The organism is Ferrovibrio sp. GW821-FHT12B10, from assembly GCF_058807515.1.
The window spans coordinates 1,133,766-1,159,138 of record NZ_JBXAQT010000001.1 but is presented as its reverse complement, the minus strand read 5'-3'; the positions used below and the strand labels follow the sequence as shown (position 1 = coordinate 1,159,138).

The 25,373-nt window shown below is 63.0% G+C and carries 22 protein-coding genes; 13 read left to right on the top strand and 9 right to left on the bottom strand.

What is annotated here, in order from left to right; all coding sequences use genetic code 11:
- The first annotated feature begins 1 nt into the window (after position 1).
- From AC1RRT_RS05830 to AC1RRT_RS05785, 10 genes are all read left to right on the top strand, one after another.
- Entirely contained in the window at positions 2-583 is a 582-nt protein-coding gene (locus tag AC1RRT_RS05830) for a DUF3261 domain-containing protein (protein WP_493012840.1), read from the top strand.
- Positions 583-1,788: a beta-ketoacyl-[acyl-carrier-protein] synthase family protein gene (locus AC1RRT_RS05825; protein ID WP_493015144.1), complete on the top strand. Its 1,206-nt coding sequence runs from the start codon at positions 583-585 to the stop codon at positions 1,786-1,788. Before AC1RRT_RS05830 ends, AC1RRT_RS05825 begins: the two co-directional genes overlap by 1 nt.
- Positions 1,785-2,261, top strand: a complete 477-nt coding sequence (locus tag AC1RRT_RS05820; RefSeq protein WP_493012839.1) for a hotdog family protein — start codon at positions 1,785-1,787, stop codon at positions 2,259-2,261. Before AC1RRT_RS05825 ends, AC1RRT_RS05820 begins: the two co-directional genes overlap by 4 nt.
- Positions 2,258-2,983: a 3-ketoacyl-ACP reductase FabG2 gene (locus AC1RRT_RS05815; RefSeq protein ID WP_493012838.1), complete on the top strand. Its 726-nt coding sequence runs from the start codon at positions 2,258-2,260 to the stop codon at positions 2,981-2,983. The genes AC1RRT_RS05820 and AC1RRT_RS05815 overlap by 4 nt, the downstream gene beginning before the upstream one ends.
- A complete protein-coding gene (locus AC1RRT_RS05810) occupies positions 2,983-4,206 on the top strand; it encodes a beta-ketoacyl-ACP synthase (RefSeq protein ID WP_493012837.1) in 1,224 nt (407 codons plus the stop codon). Before AC1RRT_RS05815 ends, AC1RRT_RS05810 begins: the two co-directional genes overlap by 1 nt.
- Before the next feature lie 246 nt (positions 4,207-4,452).
- Positions 4,453-5,379 (top strand): alpha/beta hydrolase family protein, encoded by a 927-nt coding sequence (locus AC1RRT_RS05805; RefSeq protein WP_493012836.1) that lies wholly within the window; start codon positions 4,453-4,455, stop codon positions 5,377-5,379.
- A 341-nt stretch (positions 5,380-5,720) separates the two neighbouring features.
- Positions 5,721-7,871 (top strand): glycosyltransferase, encoded by a 2,151-nt coding sequence (locus AC1RRT_RS05800; RefSeq protein ID WP_493012835.1) that lies wholly within the window; start codon positions 5,721-5,723, stop codon positions 7,869-7,871.
- A 117-nt stretch (positions 7,872-7,988) separates the two neighbouring features.
- Positions 7,989-9,908, top strand: a complete 1,920-nt coding sequence (locus AC1RRT_RS05795) for an SPASM domain-containing protein (RefSeq protein WP_493012834.1) — start codon at positions 7,989-7,991, stop codon at positions 9,906-9,908.
- Between the two features lie 18 nt (positions 9,909-9,926).
- A complete protein-coding gene (locus AC1RRT_RS05790; protein ID WP_493012833.1) occupies positions 9,927-11,159 on the top strand; it encodes a class I SAM-dependent methyltransferase in 1,233 nt (410 codons plus the stop codon).
- A 6-nt stretch (positions 11,160-11,165) separates the two neighbouring features.
- On the top strand, positions 11,166-11,918 hold the full coding sequence (locus tag AC1RRT_RS05785; protein WP_493012832.1) for a class I SAM-dependent methyltransferase: 753 nt from the start codon (positions 11,166-11,168) through the stop codon (positions 11,916-11,918).
- A gap of 11 nt (positions 11,919-11,929) precedes the next feature.
- Here the strand turns inward: AC1RRT_RS05785 and AC1RRT_RS05780 are convergent, their stop codons facing one another.
- Genes AC1RRT_RS05780 through AC1RRT_RS05755 form a run of 6 tightly spaced genes read right to left on the bottom strand, consistent with a single transcriptional unit; the run spans position 11,930 to position 19,335 of the window.
- Positions 11,930-13,216, bottom strand: coding sequence for an ABC transporter ATP-binding protein (locus AC1RRT_RS05780; RefSeq protein ID WP_493012831.1), 1,287 nt, complete (start codon positions 13,214-13,216; stop codon positions 11,930-11,932).
- Positions 13,213-14,046: an ABC transporter permease gene (locus AC1RRT_RS05775; RefSeq protein ID WP_493012830.1), complete on the bottom strand. Its 834-nt coding sequence runs from the start codon at positions 14,044-14,046 to the stop codon at positions 13,213-13,215. Before AC1RRT_RS05775 ends, AC1RRT_RS05780 begins: the two co-directional genes overlap by 4 nt.
- Positions 14,046-15,998 carry an asparagine synthase (glutamine-hydrolyzing) gene (asnB, locus tag AC1RRT_RS05770; protein WP_493012829.1) on the bottom strand — a complete coding sequence of 651 codons (1,953 nt, stop codon included), beginning with the start codon at positions 15,996-15,998 and terminating at the stop codon, positions 14,046-14,048. Before asnB ends, AC1RRT_RS05775 begins: the two co-directional genes overlap by 1 nt.
- Before the next feature lie 11 nt (positions 15,999-16,009).
- Positions 16,010-16,918, bottom strand: coding sequence for a methyltransferase domain-containing protein (locus tag AC1RRT_RS05765; RefSeq protein ID WP_493012828.1), 909 nt, complete (start codon positions 16,916-16,918; stop codon positions 16,010-16,012).
- A 7-nt stretch (positions 16,919-16,925) separates the two neighbouring features.
- Positions 16,926-17,657, bottom strand: a complete 732-nt coding sequence (locus tag AC1RRT_RS05760) for a TylF/MycF/NovP-related O-methyltransferase (protein ID WP_493012827.1) — start codon at positions 17,655-17,657, stop codon at positions 16,926-16,928.
- 34 nt (positions 17,658-17,691) lie between these two features.
- Entirely contained in the window at positions 17,692-19,335 is a 1,644-nt protein-coding gene (locus AC1RRT_RS05755) for a glycosyltransferase family 4 protein (RefSeq protein ID WP_493012826.1), read from the bottom strand.
- Positions 19,336-19,523: 188 nt separating this feature from the next.
- Here AC1RRT_RS05755 and AC1RRT_RS05750 point away from each other — a divergent pair, with 188 nt between their 5' ends.
- Complete coding sequence (locus tag AC1RRT_RS05750) at positions 19,524-20,501, top strand: glycosyltransferase family 2 protein (protein ID WP_493012825.1); 978 nt, start codon at positions 19,524-19,526, stop codon at positions 20,499-20,501.
- Here the strand turns inward: AC1RRT_RS05750 and AC1RRT_RS05745 are convergent, their stop codons facing one another.
- The 3 genes from AC1RRT_RS05745 to AC1RRT_RS05735 all read right to left on the bottom strand — a co-directional run bounded on the left by AC1RRT_RS05745 (position 20,502) and on the right by AC1RRT_RS05735 (position 23,095).
- The gene (locus tag AC1RRT_RS05745; protein WP_493012824.1) at positions 20,502-21,500 is read right to left on the bottom strand and encodes an NAD-dependent epimerase/dehydratase family protein; all 999 of its coding nucleotides are present in this window, start codon (positions 21,498-21,500) and stop codon (positions 20,502-20,504) included.
- 71 nt (positions 21,501-21,571) lie between these two features.
- Entirely contained in the window at positions 21,572-22,315 is a 744-nt protein-coding gene (locus tag AC1RRT_RS05740) for an ATP-binding cassette domain-containing protein (RefSeq protein ID WP_493012823.1), read from the bottom strand.
- A 3-nt stretch (positions 22,316-22,318) separates the two neighbouring features.
- On the bottom strand, positions 22,319-23,095 hold the full coding sequence (locus AC1RRT_RS05735; RefSeq protein WP_493012822.1) for an ABC transporter permease: 777 nt from the start codon (positions 23,093-23,095) through the stop codon (positions 22,319-22,321).
- Between the two features lie 342 nt (positions 23,096-23,437).
- Here AC1RRT_RS05735 and AC1RRT_RS05730 point away from each other — a divergent pair, with 342 nt between their 5' ends.
- Together AC1RRT_RS05730 and AC1RRT_RS05725 are read left to right on the top strand one after the other, a co-directional pair.
- Positions 23,438-24,481, top strand: a complete 1,044-nt coding sequence (locus AC1RRT_RS05730) for an autotransporter outer membrane beta-barrel domain-containing protein (protein WP_493012821.1) — start codon at positions 23,438-23,440, stop codon at positions 24,479-24,481.
- 61 nt (positions 24,482-24,542) lie between these two features.
- Complete coding sequence (locus AC1RRT_RS05725; RefSeq protein WP_493012820.1) at positions 24,543-25,373, top strand: alpha/beta fold hydrolase; 831 nt, start codon at positions 24,543-24,545, stop codon at positions 25,371-25,373.

The following is a 25,373-nucleotide window of genomic DNA, read 5'->3' as shown; positions in this document are numbered from 1 at the left end:
CTTGGCCCTGCCTGTGCTGCTGGTCCTGGCGCTGGCCGGTTGTGCCGTCGCGCCGCCGCCGGTCTCGCCCGAAGAGGCCGCGCGGCCGATGATCGCGCCGGCGCGACTGCTGACGTTGCCGCGGCCCGCCGACCTCGGACGCGAGGTGCAGGCCGTACAGCTCATCACGTTGCGCCGCGACAATCAGGCGATAAGTTTTGAAGGCCATCTCAGCATCACGCCGGAACGTCTGCTGCTCGTCGGTATTGACTCTCTAGGGCGGCGGGCGATGACTCTGACCTGGAGTGAGAATGGCCTTGCTGCCGAGGCCGCTTCCTGGCTTCCATCGGCCGTGCGGCCGGGCAGCATGTTGGCGGATATCGTGTTGCTGTACTGGCCGGCGACGGCGGTGCGCGCAAGCCTGCCGGCCGGCGGAGAACTGATCGAAAGTAATGGTCGTCGCCAAATCCTGCTCGACGGCAAGCCTGTGCTCAGCATCGAATACGGGTTCGATATCAGCCAGCGTTGGACCGGCCGCCTGCGCTATGTCAATTATTCCTGGGGCTACGAAATCGAGGTCCAGTCGGCGGAGGCAGGATCGTGATGGCGCTGTCTCTTGGCATCACGGCGATGGGCCTGTGCTCGCCGCTTGGGGCCGGTAAGGCCGCGACAACCGCGGCACTTTTTTCTGGTTCCGCCGCCGGTCTGGTCCCGCGCGATGACCTGCTGCCGGGGCGCAGCCTGCATATCGGATCAGTGCCGCAGGATCTGCCACCGCTGCCGGTTGCGCTGACACAGTGGGACTGCCGCAATAACCGGCTGATGATGCTGGCGTTGCAGGAAATCGCCGATCCGGTGCGCGAGGCCGCGGAACGGTACGGTCGTCACCGCGTCGCAGTCATCATGGGAACCAGCACCGGCGGCATCGCCGAGGGCGAGCTGGCCTTCGCCGCGTATCGGCAGAGCGGGCAATGGCCGGCTTGGTTCCACTACCGGAATCAGGAGGCTGGCAGCCTGAGCCGTTTTTCTGCAGCTGTGTTCGGCCTCACCGGGCCAGCCTATGCGGTGGTCACCGCCTGCTCGTCCAGCGGCAAGGTCTTTGCGTCGGCGCGCCGACTGATCCAAGCGGGCGTGGTCGATGCGGCAGTGGTCGGCGGCGCGGATACGTTGTGCCGCATGACGGTTGGCGGCTTCGCGGCCCTGGAGGCCGTATCGGCAGGACGCTGCAATCCGTTCAGTGCGCATCGTGATGGCATCAATATTGGTGAAGCTGCCGCAGCCTTCCTGCTCACGCGGGATGCGGCGCCGGTGCAACTGTGCGGCATCGGTGAAGGGTCGGATGCACATCATATCAGCGCGCCGGATCCCGAAGGTCATGGCGCCATCGCCGTGATGCGGCTGGCACTGGCCGATGCCGGCCTGATGCCTGGCGATATCGCCTATATCAATCTGCATGGTACCGGTACGACGTTGAACGATTCGATGGAATCCAAGGCGGTGGAAGCCGTTTTCGGTGCCGGCGTCGCCTGCAGTTCCACCAAGGGCATGACCGGGCACGCCCTGGGCGCTGCGGGTGCCTGCGAGGCAGCCTTCCTGTGGCTGACCTTGCATCCCGACTGGAACCCGGAGGGCTATCTGCCGCCGCATCTGTGGGATGGTAACACCGATCCGGCACTACCTCGCCTGGCGTTGACTGCAATTGGCGAGCGTTTGCGCGATCCGGGTGCCCCAGCGGCGCTGCTCAGCAATTCTTTTGCTTTCGGAGGCAGCAATCTGGCGCTGCTGTTTGCACGGGGGGAGTTGTCGTGACGCCTTGCCCCTATCCGATCGAGCGGCTTCTGCCGCATGCCGCGCCGATGCTGCTGCTCGACGAGGCGATCGCCTACGATGACACATCCATGCAGGCCGGCGTTACAGTCCGCGAGGGGGTGTTTTTCCGATCCGGCCGGGGCGTGCCGGCGCATATCGCGCTCGAATGGATGGCGCAAACTTGCGGCGCTTATATCGGCGCGTTGTCGCTCAACCGCAGCCTGCCTGTGCGGATCGGCTACCTGCTCGGCACCCGTGACTTCCGCTGCGAGCGGGCATGGTTCGCTGCTGGAGAGCATTTGCATGTCCATGCCAGACTGCTGTTTCGTGATGACGAAATGGGCGTGTTCGATTGCCGCGTTGCGGAAGTGGTGACGGGCCTGGACGTGGCGCAGGCACAATTGACGGTCTATCAGCCGGCCGAGGGTGGTACGCCGCCGGGCGCTGGCGGAGAAGGAGAGGGGCAGCCATGACACGATTCATACTGGTCACTGGCGCCAGCAAGGGCATCGGGCGAGCCATTGCCTTGCGGCTGGCGCGCGATGGATTCGGCATCGCCGTACATTACGGGAGTGACCGTGCCGGCGCTGAAGAGACGCTGCAGATGTTACAGGCTACCGGCGGCAAGGGCCGGTTGCTTGGCTTTGATATATCCGACCGTGCTGCGACGCAGAGAGCGCTGGAGACAGATACGCAGGAGCATAGCGTCTACTATGGCGTCGTGCTCAATGCGGGGATCACACGCGATGCCGCTTTTCCTGCCTTGTCCGATGATGACTGGGACTCCGTGCTGCGCACCAATCTCGATGGCTTCTACAATGTCCTGAAACCATTGAGCATGCTGATGATATCGGCAAGGCAAGGTGGACGTATCGTCACGCTTTCCTCAGTGTCCGGCCTGATCGGCAATCGTGGCCAGGTCAATTACAGCGCCGCGAAATCCGGCATCATCGGTGCGACCAAGGCGCTGGCCATAGAGCTGGCAAAGCGAAAGATCACCGTGAACTGTGTGGCGCCGGGTCTGATCGAGACGCAGATGACGAAAGATGTACCGATGGCGGAAGCCCTGAAGCTCGTGCCGATGAACCGGGCGGGCCAGCCGGACGAGGTGGCTGCTGCTGTGGCTTTCCTGTGCTCGGACGAGGCCGGTTACATCACGCGGCAAGTAATCTCGGTGAACGGAGGGATGATCTGATGCGGCGCGTCGCAGTCACCGGCATGGCGGGTATCACCGCCTTGGGTGAGGATTGGATCGGCATCCGAGGTCACATGATCCGTGGCGAAACGGCCGTGCGCGTCATGCCTGATTGGGATCGGTATGTGGGAATCAACACGCGCCTGGCCGCGCCGCTGCCGACCTTCACCGCAACCGATCATTATCCGCGCAAGAAGACACGCACCATGGGGGCGGTCGCGCGGATGGGTGTTTATGCTACGGAGCGCGCACTGGAGGATGCCGGCCTGCGGAATGATCCAGTCGTGTCCGGTGGCCGCACCGGTATTGCATATGGATCGTCTTTTGGCAGTCCGGCGCCGGTGATCGGTTTTGCCGAACTGATGACGCAGGGGCATTCGCGCACGTTGAACGCGACCACCTATATTCAGTTGATGAGCCATACCGCTGCGGTGAATATCGGCCTATTCTTTGAGATCACGGGACGCATTATTCCCACCTCCAGTGCCTGTACTTCTGGCAGTCAGGCTATCGGCTATGCCATGGAGGCGATCCGCACGGGCAAGGCGGACGTCATGGTCGCGGGTGGTGCGGAGGAGCTGGATGTTACCCAGGCGGCCGTATTCGATACGCTGTTTGCCACCTCAACACGCAACGACCGTCCGCAAACGACGCCCCGGCCCTATGACCGTGACCGCGATGGCCTGGTGATCGGCGAGGGGGCTGCCACTTTGATTCTGGAGGATTATGACCGCGCCGTGGCGCGCGGGGCCCGCATCTATGCCGAGGCCGTGGGATTTGCCACCAACTCTGACGGCAATCATGTCACCCAGCCGCAGGCATCGACCATGGAGCTGGCTTTGCGCATGGCTCTTGAGGATGCTGGCCTGCAGGCGGGAGATATTGGTGCAGTCAACGGCCATGGTACCGCAACGGAATGGGGTGATATCGCCGAGACGCAGGCAACCTATAATGTCTTCGGCGGATCAACGCCGATGCATTCCCTCAAGAGCTATTTCGGTCATACCCTTGGTGCCTGTGGGTCGCTCGAGGCCTGGTTGGCTATCGAGATGATGCGCGAGGGCGTGCTGTATCCGACCATAAACCTGACGAATGTGGACGAGCGCTGTGCGGCATTGGACTATGTGATGGGCGCTCCACGCCAGCACCCCCACGCTTATGTCATGTCTAACAATTTTGCTTTCGGGGGCATCAACACGTCTTTGATATTCAAAAAGGTATGACAGGGATGGGCGGAAATCGGAAGCGGCGCCGATTCCATTTTCATATCGTAAAGATTTTCTCGAAGCCTGAGCCGCCCGTTTGACAATCGGGATTTATTTGCTCAAGAATTTATGACTTTGCCCGGCTTTTTCGGGCTTCGCATCCCGGGAATGAATGTGACGAATCGGACACCGGTCGTAATTGCGAGCGTATTATGGCTGGCGGCGGCCCCTTGCGTGGCTGCGGCACCATCATACACGGCGGGCATGATGCAGTTGCCGCCCCTCCAGCTACCGGATGCCGTCGTTCCCGGCGTTCCTGTCACTGTCTGGTATCCCGCGAAGACGGCGGAGAAGATTGTACGCATCGGTGATGCGGAAGTTAAGGTGGCCTTAGGTGCGGCGCCGGTGCCGGGGCGTCGCCGTCTTATACTTATCTCGCATGGCAGCGAAGGAAGCGACTTAGCCCTTAGCGATTTGGCCCGGCTGTTGGCGCGCCGCGGAATGGTCGTTGCGGCGCCACGCCATCTGGGGGATAGCTTCGACGATAAATCGGCGCACGGTTCGTCACGTCAATTCGGCGCGCGCCCATATCAGGCATCGTATGCCCTGGATGTTGTGCTCAAGCACCCCCAGTTATCCAAGGTCGTTCATCCCCGGCGGATCGGCATGGTCGGGTATTCTGCCGGCGGCTATACGGCATTGGTGATGGCTGGCGCCAAACCCGATCGCCAGAACTGGATCAAGCATTGCCAGAAGCCAGTGGAGCATGGCGCCGCCTGTCCTTTGGGCGGTTGGCTGACGAGCCTAGGATTGAGATTTCTCGATGATTGGGACAGGCCCCCTGAAACCCGGATTAAGTCGGTCGTTCTGCTCGCTCCATTCGGCGTGATGTTTGATAAATCCGCCTTGGCAGATGTGAAGGTGCCCGTATTGATGTTCCAGCCACAACGAGACGAAATGCTGCCCAACGCTTTTAATGGTGAATTAATTCGGGATTCTCTGCCGATCCGACCGGATTACCGCACTGTTCCAGGCGGGCATTTCGTTTTTATTCAGCCCTGCTCGGCAAAGCTGGCCGCAGCGGTTCCGCGAGTTTGTGTGGATCCGCCGGGGGTGAATCGAGTGACGATGCAGCAGCAGACAAATACCGAGATTGCGGGATTCTTCACGCGAACCTTGGCTCGTAAGTAGGCGAATCGCCCCTTCCACGCCCGTGATACGGTACTTTTCAAGATTAAAGCTTGAGGAGATGCGCGGTAGAAATTCATTAATTATATCAATTTCTTAGAATTTATTTGAGATGGGAAAATTTATTTCCAACTCGTGCAGATAAAGCTGGTTGCATGTCCCCGCAACCAAATCAAAGAACCCGCCGGCGCAAGCCTGGCGGGTTTTTTTGTTATGCGCGGCCGGGCGCAGGCTGCGCGCCGCGATGTTGAACGGTATCAGGGCAGTTGATATAGCTGGCCATCGTCGGCGCCGACAGATCCAGGGGTGGAGCGCTGTCGATGTGTCTGAGGGGCTCTCTGCAGATGTTGGCTTTGGGACCAGGCGCGATCAGGGAATTCGACCTTGCAAAGGTCGAGGCCTGGGGCGGCCATGCCTATGTTGCCGAGCTGCCGGCCAGGTTCGGGCGCGGGGACGCCGCAGATGCGCCGCGCCGCTCGCCATATTGCCTGTATGAAGATGGGACTCCGCTCGGCCCCGGGCATAGCGCGCATGACGATATCGGCAGGCAGGGCGCCGGCCGTTTCTCCCACTGGGGAGAGAGGCTCTATTTCTCCGCCAGCGACAATTCCGATCCGCGGTCGAACGGCCGGCGCTACAGCCTGAAGCTGCCCGACACCGCCGATGCCGCGTCGACAGCTGGCGTGACCCGCTATGTTGCGGTTGGGCTCGATCATTTTTCCATGCATGGCCGCGACAAGACGATCGCGCATGGAGCGATCGTGCTGGTGCCGTTTGCGCTGGCATCGGCGGATATCCTGGCGCTGCGTGAGAATCCGTCGGTGATCCAGCTGCATTGCCTGACGCCCGATCCTGAACTGCTGCGGCAGCATGCGGGCTGGCTGCACGCGCTGGAGCCGCGCCGTTTGCTGCGTTTGCCGCCTGGCCGCGCGCGCGTCATGCTGCTTGGCTCTCCTGCGCTGCTGACGCGCCGGATGCTGCTCGGCCTGCTGATGGCCGGTCGCGGCGCGGCGCTGTGCTGGACCGGCGCCGGCTTTGAACTGACCGGCGTGCCGTGGCTGCTGCGCGCCGGCATCATGCATGCGCTGCTCATGCGGTTGCGGCATTTTCCCGACGAACATGGCCTGATCCGGGCCATTCATGCGTTGCGTCGGATTTCGCTGCTGCGCTCGCTCTGGCGCCGGCTTTTCCATGGCCGGGCCGAAACGGCCGGCAAACCCGATCAGGGCCAGCTGTTCAAGGCGCTGGTGGATGCGGCCCGCGATGCGGCCGCGCCCCTGGCCGTCGTGCCGGGGCGCGTCGTGATGGTCAATGCAGGGCTGGCGGCCGGCGGCGCTGAACGGCAGGTGGTGAACACGTTGCTGGGGCTGAAAGACAATGCGCGGCTGGAATCGGTCACCTTCCTCGGCGAGCATCTGACCGCGACGCCGGCGATGAATTTCTATGCCCCGCATCTGGCTGCCGCCGGGATTGCCATGCGCGCCGTGCAGCGCGGCGGCGGCGTGAGTGGCGGCCATCTGTACGATCTGCCGCCGCGGGTTGCCGGGCTGATGGCGCAGCTGCCGGTGGCGCTGGCCGACGACGTGCTCGATCTGGTCGCGGAGTTCACGGCGCTCAGACCGGAGGTCGTCCATGCCTGGCAGGACAGCACCAGCATCAAATGCGCGCTGGCCGCGGCGCTGGCAGGCGTGCCGCGCATCGTGGTGTCGGGACGCAACGTCAATCCGACACATTTCACCTATCATCAGGATTACATGCGTCCGGCCTATCGCGCGCTCGCGGCGATGCCGGGCGTCATCATGGTCAACAACAGCGCGGCCGGCGCGGCAAGCTATGCTGCCTGGCTCGACCTGCCGGTCGAGCGCTTCCGGGTGCTGCGCAACGGCCTCGCCCTGGAAGCCCTGCAGCGCGCGCCCGAACGCGAGGCGCAGGCCTATAAAGCACAGCTCGGGATTCCACGAGATGCGCCGGTGGTCGGGTCGGTCTTCCGCTTTTGGCCTGAAAAGCGGCCCCTGCTCTGGGTGGACACGGTGGCGCAGGTGACGCGCACACATCCGGATGTGCATTTCGTGCTGGTCGGCGACGGCCCGATGCGCGCCGAGATCATGGATGCGGCGGCGCGCAACGGCATTGCTGATCGCCTGCACCTGCCCGGCCAGAGCGCGGCCGTGCAGCTGCCGTTTTCCATCTTCGATATATTCCTGCTGACATCGGAATTCGAAGGCACGCCGAATGTCGTGCTCGAGGCCCAATGGCTTGGCCTGCCTGTCGTCGCGACCGAGGCCGGGGGCACGCGTGAGGCGCTGGACATCGGCGTCAGCGGATGGATGGCCGCGCCGCGGACTGAAGATCTCGCGGCCGCTGTAACGACGCTGCTCGATGCCCCGGCGCAACGCCTGGCCTGCCGTCAGAGCGGCCCGGCTTTCGTCGCGTCGCGCTTCGGGTTGGCCCGGATGATTGATGAAACCATTGATTTGTATGGCCTAAATCATTGAAAACACTGCACCAATTGGTGCAACAACCTTGCCCTGCCATGAGCGGCGCGTTATGATTCCGGCGCATCTTCCGGCAATCACGTTGCGTCTTGAGGCGGCACGCCACATGAAGGGGTCATGACCGTTCAGAAATCCTCCTGCGGATATCCCTGGCAACAGATGATCATCGATCTGACCGGGGAGGTCGTGCCGTGCTGCTTTTGGAGCGGTTATGGCAATGGCGGCAAGCCGCTGGGCAATACCAATGCCCAGACGATCGAGGAAATCTGGAACGGTCCGGCCTACCAGGCGCTGCGTCGGGCCAATGCAGGCGAGGAGCCGCCGCCGGGCCACCCCTGCCACAAATGCCTAGCCTATCACTGGTCGAACGACCGCTATCCGCCTTTCAAATGGCCCAATGCCATCGACCATGATGACCGTTTGGCCTATCGCGTGCCGGTCATTGCTGACAGCATCCGGTCTGCGGCGAAGGCGGGACTGCCCGTCGAACTTCTTGAAGATGGCATTGCGCTCGGGCCGGCGGACGCCGTGCATGAGGATATTCGCAGCCTCGGTGCCGGGCGGTATTCGGTCTGGCAGGGTGCGTTGTACTTCTCAGCCTCCGACAACAGTGATCCGCGCCGTAACGGCCGGTCCTACGAACTGGTCTGCGGCGATCAGCGCAGTATGGTCGGCGGCTTTCATGCCGATGTTTCGTCCGGCCAGAACCTGACGCTGGCGCATCAGGAATACGAGGCCGGTGCCGAAGTGATGACGGCCAAGCCCAGCATGCTGACGCTGGTTTCGACGGCGGACTGCAATATCGATTGTCCGGGCTGCAGCCAGAACATCGTGCGCGAAGTGCGGGTTCAGCATCGTCCCGAAACCGTGCCTGCCGTTCTCGCGCTGGTGCCGTATTTGTCGGAATTCACCTGGCAAGGCGGCGAGCCGTTCCTGATCAAGCGCCTGCGCGATTTCGTCGATAATTTCAAAACCGAGGATAATCCGAACCTGGTCTTCGGATTCACGTCGAACGGCACGATGATCACGGCGCGGGAAGTCGAGAAGCTGAAGAAATTCACCTTCCTGAACGCCAGCATTTCGATCGACAGTTTCAATCCCGCGACCTTCGAGAAAATCCGGACGGGCGCAAAACTTGACCGCGTCCTGCAGAATACGCTGAAGCTCTACGAACTCTATGACGCACCGCATCGCGTGATCTCGGTCGGCATGATCATCTGCAAGAGCAACATGGCGGAGCTGGCACAGAACTTGCGGCAGGCAATCGACCACGATATTGGCGTCAACCTGTCGCCGGTTTTGGTCTATCCGGTGACGGAGCGGCTGGACGTTTTTGAGGATTTCAAGGCGCAGACGCAGGGCTGGGAGGCAGCTCTGGACGACGCCGAGGCGCTGGTTGCGCAAGCGCATCGCGATGGCCGCACCGCCGTCCGGCGCATCGATCCGACCGGCATGCTCCGCGAGTTACGCAGGATTTACGAGCACCAACGCGAGCGCCATGCCGACACGGTGGACGTCGATGTGATCATCCATGGCGCGCCAGCCTCGATTTCCAACATGGCCGATCCTGGCATCACTGTGCTGGAGCACGGCAACAACAGCAACGCCATCGCCTATATACGCCTGAAGCCGGACCAAAACAGGTATCGCATGCGTCTGCCACGCGGCGATGTGGAGCGTCTCGACAAGTTCGACTGGTATGTATCGCACAGTATGCTAGATGCCCTGGGTTCGTTCGATCTGGGCGTTCGCATCAACCCGGCTCTTAAGCAGGGGCGTCGCGAAACCGTCGAAATCGAAATCGCACCCTTCAATCCATCGCCGGTGCCGCGCAATATCGAAGTTGCCAATTACGGCGAGTCCGATCCGCAGGGGCTGAATGTCCTTGATCCGGAAGATATCTACGTCGCCTATAATGCGGATATGGGGCGGAAGCCGCGCGGCTTCCGGGCGGATGGCATGGTTGTGCCAAGGCTGCTGCCGCCGCGATATGGCGTGAAACGGCTGCTGATGCGCGTTCGCGCTTTCGTGTCCTAGTCGCATGGTGTCGCGCTCATGACCGCTGAACGCCGCAACCTGGCCTGGACCCCGGATCTCGTCGGCAAGCTCTGGGACGGCATCGCTGCCGGCCGCCAGGCCGATCTGAGCTTTGCCAAGCTTTCGGGCCCCAAGTTCTTCGATCTGGTGAAGCCCTGGCTGCGGCCGTCCGGCCGGCATCTCGATTTCGGTGCGGGCAACGGCCATTTCGTCAAAATTCTGGTCGATAATGGCTACGATTGCGCTGCTTATGAGCCATCTCCGCGGCGTGCCGAAGCAATCCGCGCGCTGGTGGGCGAGAGCCGGCATTACCTGGGCGCCCTTGATGGCAGTGAAGGCGCGACCTTCGATGTGATCATCATGGCCGAGGTGATCGAGCATGTCCTGCCCGAGGATTTTGAGTCCGTTCTCCGGCTCATATCCAGCTTGCTCGTACCGGGCGGCATTCTGATCGTCACCACGCCCAACAATGAAGACATCGAGCAGTCGAAAGTCTTCTGCCCGGTCAGCGAGCTGTATTTCCACCCCTGGCAGCATGTCCGGTCATTCACACCGGAATCACTTGTCGCCACGCTGTCGCAATATGGCGTGACACGCCAATGGCTGGGCGTCGTCGACTTTTCTGATAACAGCAGGATGCTGGAGCACATCAACATGATGGATCGCAACGAATCCCGTCTGATGGAAATGGTGAGACTCCTAGCGACGACTGCCGAATCCCAGAGGGTCACGCTGCAGCAGCAGGCGGACATGGTGCAGCGGCAGATCGATCTGGTCCAGGTGCAGCAACAAATGATAGCCGAGGCCAAGCGCTCGGTATTGCTGTCGCTTCTGCGCAAGGTCAAAGCCGGCGTTTTGTCACGGCTGACGGGGCGTGCCGTGGCGACACAATCTGCCGATCCCCTGGCGAGTACGAAAGAACTTATGCAGCAGGCCAGCCGCAGCCTGACGCGATACCGTCCCGAACAGCAGGCATCGGCGGCCGATGCCATGCGGACGCTGCAGGCCCTGCAGGCGGAGCTGTTGGCGGCCATGTCAGCGTTGGCCTCTGCCTCTGCCGCGCATGGCTATGCGTTGCCGCCGGCTCGCACGCAGACTTCACCGGTGCCACTGCAGCCGGTGGATGCCTCGCCATCCCACGCAGCGGCACAGCTTGCGAGCATCGATCTTTCCGCGACGCCACCGGATCCTTATTTCGATCTGCGCCAAGGCGGAGAGGCAACCATCGTGTATGTCGCGAAAAAAGAATAAGCCGGGATGTTCAACCTGGAATTCCTGCGCGTCATTCGCCAGGCCGAATTCGAAGAGCTGCGCCGGGTCTTGCCGCCGCGGGGGAAGATTCTGGAAATCGGCGGCGGTACCGGCTATCAGGCGCGCTGCCTGACCGATGCCGGCTATGACGTGACATCCATCGATGTGCCTGACGGCACCTATGCGGCTGCGCAGATGGAATTCCCCGTGCAGCCTTATAACGGTCGCGACTTCCCCTTCCCGGACCAGAGCTTCGATATCGTCTTCTCATCCAATGTGCTGGAGCATGTCGCCGATCTACCCCGCCTGCATGCCGAGTCTATCCGCGTCCTGAAGCCGGACGGCCTCTGCGTGCATGTGATGCCGACCGGGGCCTGGCGCTTCTGGACCAACATCGCGCATTACGTCGAGCTCGTGCAGCGGCTGATGCTGGCTGCCTGGAATGCCGGGCCTTTCCGGCTGCGCGCGGCGGCAGGTGAGGCACACAGCCTGGTCCGTCATTACCGCGTCGTCCCGCGCCATGGCGAGGCGGGCAATGCGCTGACCGAGATTGTCACTTTCAGCGCGCTCTGGTGGCGGCGGCATTTCCGTCGGCAGGGCTTCATGTCCCTTCAGGTCCGCGGTAACGGGATTTTCTATACCGGCCACATGGTGCTGGGCCGCCGCCTGTCGATCGGCGTCAGGCGGGCGCTGTCGCGCGTCCTGGGCAGCGCCTGCAGTATCCATGTGCTGCGTCCGGGCCGAGACGGCCACGAATGATCGTCTGCTCGTCAGCCTGCCGGCGTGACGTCGATCGAAATATCGCCCTGCAGGTCGACGAGGGATGTGGTGAAGATCCGGCTGGTGCCGCTGACCTGGAAATGCAGGGCATCGTAATGCAGGTCCAGTTTCTGCCCATCATCCTGCGCCAGAGCGACGGTCAGGAAATAATCGCCGGCAGCCAGGTGCATGTTGACGGTCAGCGTCACGCTGACCTTGGCGCCCTTCCGGCAGGCCGGGATGCTGGGCAGCCTGGCCCATTGCGTATCCATGCCGAAGACATCGATGCCCTTGGTGGTGCGGATGATGAAGCCGGGCACCGAAAGCGGCGTGTCGGCGCGGTATGCGATGGCCATGCGGAAGGCGCAGGGCTGGCCGGCCGCGATCACGCTGGTGGGAGTGCCGGTTTCATCCAGCATCTGCACGTCCGTGATCGTGGCGGCACCGCTGCCGAAGCGGGAAGCCGGGCCGGAGGCATCGGGTGCGGCCGGCGACGCCTGCGATGACGGAGTGGCACTGGCCTGCGCTGCGTCCGGCTCGACCGGGCGTGGCGTCGGGTCGGCATCGCCGAACAGCAGTCTCTGGTAGCGATGGATGACGTCCTTGGGTTTCCCATCGGCGACAACGCGACCGTATTCCAGCAGGACGGCGCGGTCGCAGATCGCGCTGATGGCATTCAGGTCGTGTGAGACGAACAGGATGGTCTTGCCCTGGGTGCGGAAATCCTCGATGCGCTTGAACGACTTTCGCTGGAACTTGGCGTCGCCGACCGACAGCGCTTCGTCGATGATCAGGATGTCCGGGTCCACGCTGGTCGCGGTGGCGAAGGTCAGGCGCGCCCGCATGCCCGTCGAATAGGTGCGGAAGGGCAGGTCGACGAATTCGCCGATCTCGGCGAAATCGATGATCTCGTCTAGCCGGTCGTCGATCTCGTGGCGCTTCAAACCCAGGCACATGCCGCCGAGATAGATATTCTCGCGGCCAGTGAAATCGGGATGGAAGCCGGTGCCCAGCTCCAGGATGGCGGCGATCCGCCCCTGTGTGGCGACCTCGCCTTCGGTGGCATCCAGCGTGCCGGCGATGATGCGCAGCAGGGTGCTTTTCCCGGCGCCGTTGCGGCCCAGGATGCCGACCACCTCGCCCTTGCCGACTTCCAGAGTGATGCCGTTCAGGCTCTGGACGATATGGTGCCGCTTCCGGCCGGTCAGCAGCTCCTTCAGGATATCCGAGGGGCGGCCGTAGGCCTTGTAATGCTTGCTCAGTCCCCGCACCGCAATGGCGGGTGTCGTTCGGGTCATAGCGCGCTCCCGAAGCCGGGCTTCAGGCGGCGGAACACGGCGTACCCGATGGCAAAGCTGAACGGCGTCATCACGGCAAACACAATCCAGGACAGCGGATGGGCGATCCTGCCGAAATAGATCAGGTCCTGGAAGCACCAGATGACATGCGAGAACGGATTGTACTTCAGCAGCGAATAGAAGGTGCCGGGTTCGGTTGGCGGCGGATACAGCGCCGGCGTGAGATACAGCCCCATGGCCATGACGAGATTGACGATGTCGCGCAGGTCGCGGAAATAGACGGCGAGCGACGACAGGAAGTAGGACATCCCGCACATCAGCAGCAGGTGCAGCAGGAACAGGGCCGGCAGCAGCGCCATGGTCGCCGGCAGGCTCTGTCCGGACATCAGGATGTAGAGAACCAGCAGGACCATGAAGATGCCCTGCGTCACCAGCGTGGCGACCACGCCGGCGACGGGAAGGACTTCCACCGGGAAGACCACCTGCTTCACCAGGCTGGCCTGGGCCGAGATGGCCGAGGTACTCTTACCGAGGATTTCGGAAATCCCCAGCCAGGGCAGCAGGCCGCTCATCAGGAAGGCCGGATAATTCCGGTTCAGCTCTTCCGCGCCGGCCAGGTTGCCGCGGAAGATGAAGGTGAACACGACAATGTAGATCGCCAGCGAAATCAGCGGCGTGACGATGGTCCAGATCATGCCGAGAGCATGACCGGAGTGCCGCTCGGTGATCTCGCGCTTCGACAGCTCCCAGACCAGCTCGCGGTGCTGCGTGACCAGGCGCGTCAGCTCGCGCAGGCTGTTGCCGAGGGCAGATGAGGATGGGGTGTTCATCAATGCGCCGCCATTTCCAGAACCGCCCGGTTGGTGCCGTCATTGGCCGGCGAGGTGGGCAGCGGACCGTCGATCCAGGCCTGGAACCACATCTCGAGCATCAGCATGCCCCACAGGCGCGTGTGATGCAGCCGGATGCCGCTCACATGCTCGTTGAACTGGGTCTCGACGAAGTCCGGCCGGAAGAGGCCGCGCTCTCTGGCCGTCTGCGACAGCAAGGTATCAAGCAGCAGTTCCTTCAGCTCGTTGCCGATCCAGCGTTCCAGCGGAATGCCGAACCCCATCTTGGGGCGATACAGCACCTCATGCGGCAGATAGGGCTCGAGTGCCGCTTTGAGCAGCGCCTTGGATTCGCCGCCACGGAATTTGCAGATACCCGATATGCCGGCGGCCCAGGCCATCAGCTCCTGGTCGAGGAAGGGCGAGCGCGCCTCCAGGGAGTGCGCCATGCTGGCGATGTCGACTTTGACCAGCAGGTCGTCGGGAAGATAGGTGTGGATATCCGCCCATGCCGCACCCGACAGATAGCTTGGCGCCGCGTCGAAATAGGGCTGCAGCATGTCGATGCTCGAATGCTCGAGATAGGGGCGTAGCGCCGGGCCGTAGCCCGCTTCCTTGTCGTAGTCGCTGAAATAGGCGATTGACGGAGCGTAGCGCCGGGAATTGCGGTCTGCCGCTTCGTCGGCCTTGCGGCGCAGAAAACGCAGATAGCGGTTGCGGTCGGCGCCGGCCGGCAGGCTGCTGGACAGCAGCGAGCAGAGATGGCGCACCGGCATCGGCAGCGCGTCGATCCAGCGCGACTCCCAGCAATGCCGGTAGCGGCCATAGCCGAGGAAATTCTCGTCGCCGCCATCGCCGTTGAGGATGACAGTCACATTCTGCCGGGCGAGTGCGGAGACATAATAGGTCGGGATGGCCGACGGGTCGGCAAAGGGTTCGCCGTAATGCCAGATCAGGTTGGGTAGAATCTCGGCGGCATTGGGCCGGACGACATACTCCGTGTGCTGGGTGGCGTAGCGGTCGGCCACCATGCGCGCATAGCGGCGCTCATCAAACGCTTCGTCCTCGAAGCCCACGCAGTATGTCTTGATCGGACCGGCAGTGGTTTCGGCCATCATCGCGACGATGGCGGAGGAATCGACGCCACCCGACAGAAAGGCGCCGAGCGGAACATCCGACATCAGGCGAATCTGCACCGCTTCGCGTAGATGGTGCAGCAGTTCCTCCTGCAGCTCCACCGCGGGGCGGCTGCGCGCCAGTTTCGGATCCGGCAGGGCGGTGTAGCGCTGAATCTCCGGCGCCTGGCCCGGGCGCACCACCATGAAATGTCCCTGGGGCAGCCGGCGGATGCCGCCGAAGGCGCTGGCCGGGGCCGACACATACTGCCAGGTCAGGTAGTCGTGGATCGCGGCCATGTCGGGTTCGCGCGGCATGCCGGGCCATTGCAGGATGGCCTTGATCTCGGAGGCGAACAGGAATTGATTGTCGTGGGTGGCGTAGCACAGAGGCTTCTTGCCGATATGGTCGCGCGCCAGCGTCAATTCCTGTTTTCGGGAATCCCAAATGGCCAGCGCGAACATGCCGCGCAGGCGCTTGAACACGGCAGCGCCCCAGGCGCGGAAGCCGAGCAGGATCACTTCCGTGTCGGTGCGACTGATGAAACTATAACCGAGACTCTCGAGTTCACGACGCAGGATGGCGTGATTGTAGATCTCGCCATTGAAAATGATGGCGAGGTTGCCGTCCGGCGTCTGCATGGGCTGATGGCCGGCCATGCTCAGGTCGATGACGGACAGGCGGGCATGCGCCAGCCCGACGACACCATCGCTGTAGACACCGTCATCATCGGGGCCGCGATGGCGGATTGCGGCATTCATGGCGCGCAGATTTGCGAGCAACCCGTCGACGGATTGCGGGCCTTTATGCGACAGGGAGCCGGCTATTCCACACATGATCCCTCCGGCTACGGCTGAGGGCTGCGCCCGGCGGGGCGCTGAAGCGTGAAGTGACCGCTGATCTCCACCAGATCCGTGACGGCCCAGTGGCGATAGTCTGAATCGGCGGCGGCGAGCCGCGCCGAGAATTCCGCGAGATAATCCGGATCGGCGAACATGTTGGGTTCGTAGCACAAAATCTGGAAGCCTGCGGCCCGAAAAGCATCGGCCATTTCGCGCGGCCTGATCTGGCGCCCACATTCCCCATTCCGCTCCGTGAATACAGGCTCGAAAGCGGCGGGGGTGAGCAGCAGGTATTCGAGTGGCCGGTTGAAATCGCGATGATCGCGGAAGTCGACCTGGTGCAGGCCGTATCCGCCGGGCCTGGTGATGCGGGCGAACTCGGCAAAAGCCGTGGGAATATTGAACAGATGCTCAAGCACGGCGTTGGACAGGACAACGTCGATGCTGGCATCCGCAATGGTTGTCAGGTTTTCGGCCGGCTGGGTGTGAATCGCGATGACCTCGGGCACATGAGCCCTGGCAGCGATGATGCGGTCCAGCGGCTCCAGCGAGGGAGCCGGGGCAATTTCCTGCACCCGCCGGCGCAGCGCAGTGTAGAAGGCCGGATGGTAATCCGGTTGCCATGGCGTCAGGAAACGGTCTGCCACGGCCACGCGCGCGCCGTGACAGGCGAGAACGAGCATCGTGCCGAGATTGATGCCCGGGCCGAGTTCGAGGATGCGGCAATCCGCGAGGGCGATCTGCCGGCCGGCAAGCAGGGCCTGATAGTCGCCGGCGATCTTCAGGGCGTAGTCGACATCCACTGCGATGGCATCACCGGTGATGGCGCGGCTGCGGAAATTGACGGGCAGTGTATCCGCGGCCCTGAAAGGCCGAAGAGCGCGTCGGATGAGTTTCGGCAGTTGTTTCAGCACGGTCGGGTCAGAAGGTCTCGAAATCCTTGCGGTGAATCCGCTTCACGAAGTACGCGCCATAATTATTGAATAAGGATTTTATCCGGTAGGGCAGGTCTTCTGCGGAGAGATAGTCATGCAAGGCCCGGGCGCAGCCATCCCAGGCATAGTAATCATCTACGATGACCGTCGCCTCTTCAGACACGATGGGCATGAGAGTCTTGAGACAGGTGGATGTTGATTCGTACCAATCCCCATCCAGCCGAAGCAGCGCAATGCTGGTTTTGGCCAGCTCTGCGGCAGCCTGAGCGGCCGTATCCGCAAACCAGCCTTCCATGATGCGGTAGTCGCCGGCTGAAAATCCGAATTCGGATAGGGCGCGCATCAGATCCTGTTTGGCCGCTCTACAATTGTCAAAAAACTTCTCGGGATCGGCCCCGCTTTGCCATTGCGCGGCCAGAGGACCGTCGCGTGTGGTGACGCTGGGGAGACCGGCAAAGCTGTCCAGCATGAAGACCGGCTTCACGACTTTTCCAAATACCATGCGCTGCGCCAGCAGCATGGCGATGCTGCAGCCGCCTTTCCAGACCCCGCATTCGACGATGGCGCCGGGAATTCCGTTGGCCACCGCCGCGACAGCCTGTTCGGCAGCAAAACAGACGCCGGATTCGTGAACCATGGTGAGGTTCGCGACTTGAGAGGCGATCGTTGCCGCATCCTGTGCGGCAAGTTGGATGGCCTCATTCCGCTTTGTATTCATTGAACAATTCAACCCGCCTGACGATGAAGCCAGACTATGCTCCAATCGGGGAGGGCGGACAATGGCTGCCCTCCGCGCGCTGGCGCTGCGCCTGGGCTATAACGCCCTGATACATCCCGACCATATCCATGAACTCAGCCTCGGACGGCCTGTGTCTGCCGTGATCCGCCAGACGGAGCCTTTCGGCCTCGCTGCCAATGAGTCTGCCCAGTGCCGCGGCCAGTGCTGCGCTGTCGCCGGGCTCGTAGAAGATGCTGTCGTCATGCCCGGCGAGCTGTTCCGGCACGCCACCGACTGGCGTTGCGATGATGGGCAGGCCGAATGCCTTGGCCTCAAGAATGACGCGTGGATAGCTTTCCGATCGCGCGCAACTGACGAAGATGTCGGCGCCACTGTATAGCATCGCCGGGTTCGGAACGGCCGGCATGAACCGGAACATGCCCTGACGGTCGGCCGGCAGCAGCGCGATCGCAGTGCGCAACTGTGCGCCGTAACCTTCAGGATCGTCGCCGGCCAAGACAATGCGCAGCCTGTCGCAGAGCGCGGCCGGCAGCGCCAAGACGGCCTGCACCAGATCCACCTGCCCCTTGCGCGCGCACAAGGTGCCGACTGTGAGGGTGACAATGTCATCATCGCCAGCGGAGAGCTGGATGCGGGCTGCCCGCCGCAGGTCGGCGCCATTCTGGACATCCAGGCGCGCGGGATTCAGGACATTGGGGATGACGTAACTGCGGGCATGACGGTAATACGGTCGCCATTGCGCCTCGGTGGCCCGAGCGACGAAGACCAGCGCGTCGGCTGCCTCCAGTGCCTGCAGCGCCCGGTGCGCCAGAGCCTCGGGAAGATGCTTGAAGGCAGCAGGGCCACCCTCGTTTTCGCGGATGTTCCACAAGCAGGGTATTTGCGCTTTCACAGCGGCCTCGACAGCGGCAAAGCAACCGGCCGTATTCACGATGAGGACATCGGCTGCCATGCCGGCAATCCTGTCCGTCAGTGTTCGCACGCGGTCTTCATGTCGTGACACCGAGGCGATGGCATCGGTGGAGGTGATATCGAGAATGCCGATGTCTATCCCTGCATCGGCATAATGCTGGCGCAACGGGCCGTCTTCCGAGAAACACGCCGATACGGTGATGCCTGGTTGTCCCGCCATGGCAACAGCAAGTTCGCACTGGCTGATCGGCGCGCCTTCCAGGCGCAAGCTCGGGCCGATGAACAGCACGTGATAGCCGCCGGATGTATCGGGTCGTGATGCGACCGGACGATGCAATTCTGGCGGCGCTGCCGGTATGGCTGGCGCCGGGCTGATCTGGCCTGCGGCAAGGTTGCGAAAGCGGCGTCCGATTTCCCGGATGTCACCCCGACCCAGCAGCGCGAGAAATCGCATAACACCCTGCGCGATGCCACCGCGGCGCAACCGAAGCATCAGCAGTGGATATAGCGCCTGCCATGTCGACAGGGGGCGGATGTCGCCTTGCAGCTCGGGCTGGGGGCGCAGTTCGGGCAGGCCATCGCTGGCGAGCTGCACAGGCAGCGTCATGCTACGGCTGCCGGGTGCGGGATAAATGGTCCTGACCTGCTCAACGCCCTCGCTGGCGTAGGTGATCTGCAGTCTGGCGGGAAGAGGCCGGCCCGATCGTCCTGCTGCGGAGATAAGAAACCATTTGGGCGCAGTCATTTCCGGCCATTGAAAATTGACGGCGGTGTCGAACGTCGTTCACTCGACCTTCAGGATCTGCCGGCGGGCGTTATTTTCAGAGCGGCAGAATACCGGAAAATCTGATATAGACGCCAATGAATTATGGAGCGTCATCAGTGGTCAGAAACAGCATAGCAGGGTCCGCTTCCGCGCCCTGTCCGGTGACGGTGCTGATCGTCAATTTCAATGCCGGCGCGCATCTTGCCGAAGTGCTGCGTGGCCTGGCCCGGCAGACCTGGGGGCATTTCCGGGCGGTCGTGATTGACAACGCTTCGTCAGACCATTCATTTGCGACGGCCTGGGACGCCGTCCGCGACGATCCGCGCTACAGTTTTATCTGCAGCCCCGTCAATCTCGGATTCGCCGCCGCCAACAATCTTGCCGCCGCGACGGTGGAGACGCCCTGGATCGCGCTGCTGAATCCGGATGCCGTGCCGGAGGATGACTGGCTGGAGCAGATGCTGGCGGCAGCCGGGCGTCATGCCGATGCCGCGATGTTCGGGTCCACCCAGCTTGTGTATTCGGATCCCCTGATTCTGGATGGAGCAGGCGACCGCTATTTCGCGCCTGGCCTGGCCTGGCGCGGCGGGTATGGCTGGCCGCGCTCCGATCTGCCGGTTGAAGGCGAGGTTTTCTCGCCCTGCGCCGCCGCCGCCATGTATCGCACGGCGCTCTACCGCGAAGCCGGCGGCCTGGCGGAAAGCTTCTTCTGTTATGTCGAAGATGTGGACCTTGCCTTCCGCCTGCGGTTGCGGGGGCATCGCGGCATCCAGGTGCGCGACGCCGTCGTGCGGCATGTCGGCAGTGTCACCAGCGGCGGAGCGAATTCAGCCTTCGCGCGCTATCACGGGACGCGCAACATGGTGTGGTGCTTCCTGCGCAATATGCCGGGGCTGCTGTTCTGGCCGCTGCTGCCGCTTCATATCCTCGCCATGCTGGGGCTGTGGCTGCGGGCCACGCGAACCGGGATGTGGCGCGCCGTGGGGCGCGGCATCCGCGATGCCGTCCGTGACCTGCCGGCTGTGTGGCGACAGCGCAGTCTCATTCAGGCCGGCCGCACCGCCACGGTCTGGCAGGTGGCGCGCTGGCTGGTATGGAATCCTGCGGTCTATCTACGGCGGCAGCCCGGCTTGATCGGCCGCTGATCAAGCGGCGGCGAGGTGCTCGTAGCAGTCGCGGATGATGTCATCCAGCGAGCGCTCAATCTTCCAGTCGCCAACCTGGCACAGGCGGCTGATATCCGGCACGCGCGTGCCGGCAGCGGCGAAATCGCTGCCGAAGACATCGGTGTAGGGCTGGAATTCCAGACCGGCCTTGTGGCCGAGCAGGGCGATCATGCGTTCGGCAAGTTCGCGGATCGATACGGCCTGATCGTTGCCCATGTTGACCGGCTGCCCAATCAGCGCCGAGGCCTCCGGCAGCAGCAGCAAGGCATTCACCGCATCGGCGACATGCAGGAAGGCGCGGCGCTGCAGGCCATCACCATGGACGATGAGTGGCTTGCCGGCGCGAATATGCGCGGCGAAGGCGGCGATGCACAGGCCGGTTTCCGGACGCTGTCGCGCGCCGCCGATATTGAACGGCCGCACGATCCAGCCGGGAATGCCGTGTTCGGCGACCAGGCCGGCGACGAGCTGCTCAAGAGCGAACTTTCCCGTCGCATATCCCCAGCGCGATGCCAGGCCGAAACCGCAGGGATCGTCCTCATGCAGCGGCCGGTCGGTGCCGGGGCCATAAATCTCGGAACTTGAAATGGCCACCACCGGTTTGCGCAGACGCAGGCAGTGCTCGCTGACAGCCAGGCTGGCGGCAAGCATTTCCTGCACCATGCTGTGGCGCTCGGCATGGGCCTGCCGCACGCCGATGGGGCTGGCCAGGTGATAAAGCAGATCTGCATCCGCCAGCGCCGTGCCAAAAGCAGCATTGCCATCGGGCGTGCCGATCCGCGCCTGGACAAAGCGCAAGCGCGGATGTGTCGGCGGCAGGTTGACGAGCCGGCCGCTGGAGAGATCGTCGACGACAATCACGCGGTTGCCGCGCGTCAGCAGGGCATCAGCGAGATGTGAGCCGATGAAGCCGGCGCCGCCGGTGATCATGACCGTCGCGCCGGACTTCAGGGAAAATGCAGGTAGGGGGTTGGGCACGCCGACGCTTCCGGTTGAAAAATGCCGGGGAAACCTAACAACAAAGCCTGGTTCCAGCAACAAGCCGGCCCTCAGGCGGTGAGCTGATGTCCGTGCAGCTTGAGCATGTCCTGAAGGCTGCCCTGATCCACAAGGCGGCCGCCATCCAGCGCGATGGCCTGGGTGCAGATGCGCTCGACCAGGGACCGCGAGCGTTCGGCGATTACAACGATGGCGTCTTTGGGCATGCCGGTTTCGATGAAACGGCAGAGCCGGTCAATGAAGGGCGGCGACAGGTGTTCCAGCATCTCGTCGATCAGCAGGATATCGGCGGCATAGGCTGCGGCCACACTGAGTGCGACGCGAATCTGCTGGCCCTGTCCCAGCATGGTCATCTGCATATCGAGGATGTCGCCCAGATCGCCAAATGCAACGGCTTGGTCCAGCCGCTCGCGGCATTGTGCCGCCGTGAAGCCGAGCAGCAAGCCATGGCCCATCAGGGTCTGGCGCGTGGTGAAGGCGGGGTCGACCCCGATGCCGGTGCCGAGCAGGCTGACGCTGCGGCCCTGGATCGCGATGTGGCCGCTGGTGGGCGCCAGGGCGCCATCCAGCACGCGCAGCAAGGTGGTCTTGCCGGCGGCATTGCCGCCCAGCAGCGCCAATCTTGCGCCGGGTGCGATGGTCAGGCTGATGGAGTCGAGGGCGCGGATGGTCGTGCGCGCCGCTGCACCGGTGCGCGAACCGACCGTATCAAGCAGGTTCCATTTGACCGAGCGCTCTCCGGCGAAGAACAGCGGGAAGTCGACCCGGATATGCTTCAGCTCAATCGCAGACATCGTTCACAGCCAGTATGGCAGGCGTCTGGTGAAATGCCGGCCGAGCGCCCAGCAGAGCGCGCAGCCGCTGCAGGCCATCAGGCCGGCGATCAACCAGGTTTCCGGTGCAACCGGCTGGCCCAGCAACGGCTGGCGCAGGATGGCAACAAGATGCGTGAAGGGATTGAGGCGTGCCAGATACTCGAAGCGGCCGAGATTGTATTCGACCCACAGGATCGGGGTCAGGAAGAAGGCGAGGTGGCTGCCCCAGGCGACGAGCTGCGGCATGTCGCGGAAGCGGGCGCAGAACAGCGCCGAGGCGTAGCTCATCCAGAAAACATTGGCCACGGACAGCGTCAGTCCAGCGGCCAGCGCCCAGGGAGAGACATGGATGGCGCCGAAATACAGCCGGGCGGCAACCAGGGCTACGGCAAGGTTCAGGAGCAGGACCGTGCCGCTGTAAATCATCACGCGAATCACCGGCACGACCAAGGTCATGCGGGTGTGCCGCAGGGTGTTCAGGAAGGTCCAGATGTGGCTGTTGGCCTGATGGACGCTCGTGGCCAGGAAGGTCCAGGCGATCAGGCCGGCCGCCAAGAAAGGGATGTAGGCGTCGTAATCAGGTAGCTGCTGCCTGAGGACGGTGCCGAAGAACAGCCCCAGGATGGCGATCACCAGGGCAAGGCCGATCGTCGACCATAGGGGGCCCAGGCCGGTGCGCCGGATGCCGGTCCGCAGGTCGGTCAGGCCGGCATAAACGGCAAACCGCAGTAACCCGGGAAAAACGGCAGATTTTGACATCAAGAGGAGGCCCCACGGGTAGGTCTTGGCCGGTAGTAAGCATCCCGACAGGCAGGGTCAACGGTCTCCATCGACGGTAGGCTGCCCCGGTCTTGCCTGCAAAGATGCAGGCAGTGGCGTACGCGGCGTTTAAAGGCCATCCACGAATTCAGCCAAGCCGTGTATACGGAAATTGAACGAAGTGTTGCGCGGATGTCACACCTGTCGGCATCACGTCAGCAGTGCAGGAGAACCGGGCAAAACGCATTGACAAAAGTCGCCTAAACCCAGAGTAATGAACGAGATAGACCCAGGGCGCTCCTGGGGGGAAGATATTCAATATACTACATGTAGGAGCTCCGCATGCTGCGTAAAGTTGCACTCAGCCTCGTTGGTCTGGGTATGGTGGTTTCGGGTGCCGCGATGGCCTCGAGCACGCAAAGCACGCCGAATCAGGCCACGACTTCGGCGACGGCCCCGATCGCGGCCGGCCAGACCGCCGGCATCATCAGCAGCGGCATCAGCAACGCCATTGGCGGCGGCGGCTTCGCCAGCGCCAACAACGCTTCCGGCAGCGTTGCCAGCAGCTATCTGAATTCGCGCGACACCGGCCGCAATGCCGGCGCTGCTGACAAGCCCTTCGGTGTCTGGGTCCAGGGTGCTTACACCAGCATCGACAATGGCCAGACCGGCGCGTCCTTCGATGGCGAAGTGATCAACTTCGTCGGTGGCTTCGACTACAAGATGAGCGACCGCCTGGTCCTCGGCGTTGCCGCCACCTATGAAACCCTCGACCTCGACACCAACATGCGCACCACGGGTCGTGGCAGCCTCGAGAACGACGGTTTCGGCCTCGCGCCGTATGTCGGCTTCAAGCTGACCGACCAGTGGACTGCCAGCCTGACCGCCGGCTACAGCTGGCTCAGCTATGATGCCAAGCGCAGCGGCAATGCGGTTTCGGGCAGCTTCGATGCCACCCGCTGGTTCCTGAATGGCGCTCTGAATGGCGCGTACAACGCGGGTGCGATCCGCGTGATGCCGCAGATCGGCGTGCTGTACATGGAAGAAGACCAGGACGGTTACCGTGAGTCGAACGGCACGGCGGTGGCTGGCAACACCATCACCCTGGGCCGGGCCTATGCCGGTGGCCGCGTCGGTTATCCGATCGGTAACGTCATGCCCTACGTGAAGCTGATCGGTGAGTGGGACTTCGAACATCCCGATGCGCTCGCTATCGGCAATGGTACCTTCACCAATAACGAAGACTTCGGTGGCCAGGCTGGTCTCGGTCTCGACTTCAAGTCGGCCGGCCCGCTCAGCGGCAACATCGAGACGAGCTACAACTCGCTCGGCCGTTCGGACCTCGATGTCTGGTCGATCATGGGTCGCGTGCGCCTGCAGTTCTGATCGGCGCTTGCACCTAAAGTATCCGCGTACCGAGAGGGCCAAACCGCAAGGTTTGGCCCTCTTGCTTTGTCTGCTGTCGATCGTGGCGCTGCCGGCCTGCACGCCTGATCTCAATCCCTTTGTCAGCCGCAGCGCCTATGCCGACAAGATTGCCGCCGGCTGGCAGAAGCAGGTCTTTCGCACCGACCGCTTCGACCTGACCGGCTATGCCCGCGTCGGCAATCCGGCCGATCCGGCGCTGGCCGTGTTCATCGAAGGCGACGGATTGGCCTATGTCAGCCGCAGCCAGGTCTCTCCCGATCCGACGCCCGAACATCCGACCGCGCTGGAAATGGCAGTGCGTCATCCGGCGGCCAATGTCCTGTATCTGGCCCGGCCCTGCCAGTATGCGGAAGGGACGCGTCAGCGCGGCTGCGAGCCGGCCTACTGGACCAGCGCCCGATTCGCGCCGGAAGCGGTGGCTGCGATGGACCAGGCCATCGACCAGTTCGTATCGCCGCGGGGATTGCGCAGCCTGACACTCTACGGCTATTCCGGCGGCGGCACGATCGCGGCGCTGCTGGCTGTGCGCCGCAAGGACGTGACGGGACTGGTGACGGTTGCCGGCGTGCTCGACCATCAGGCCTGGACCAGCCATTTCGGGGATTCCCCCTTGCGTTATTCGCTCAATCCCGCCGATGCCGCCGGCCAGCTGCGCATGGTCCCGCAGCGGCATTTTGTCGGTCAGCGCGATACCACCGTCCCGTTGCTGGTGGCGGAGTCCTATCTGCGGCGTGCGCGCCTTGATAGCTCCGCGGTGAGCATCGTGCCGCGCGCTGACCATACCTGCTGCTGGCCCGAGCTGTGGCCCGATCTGGCACGCCAGCCGCTCGCGGGGCCGCCGGGCTCCTGA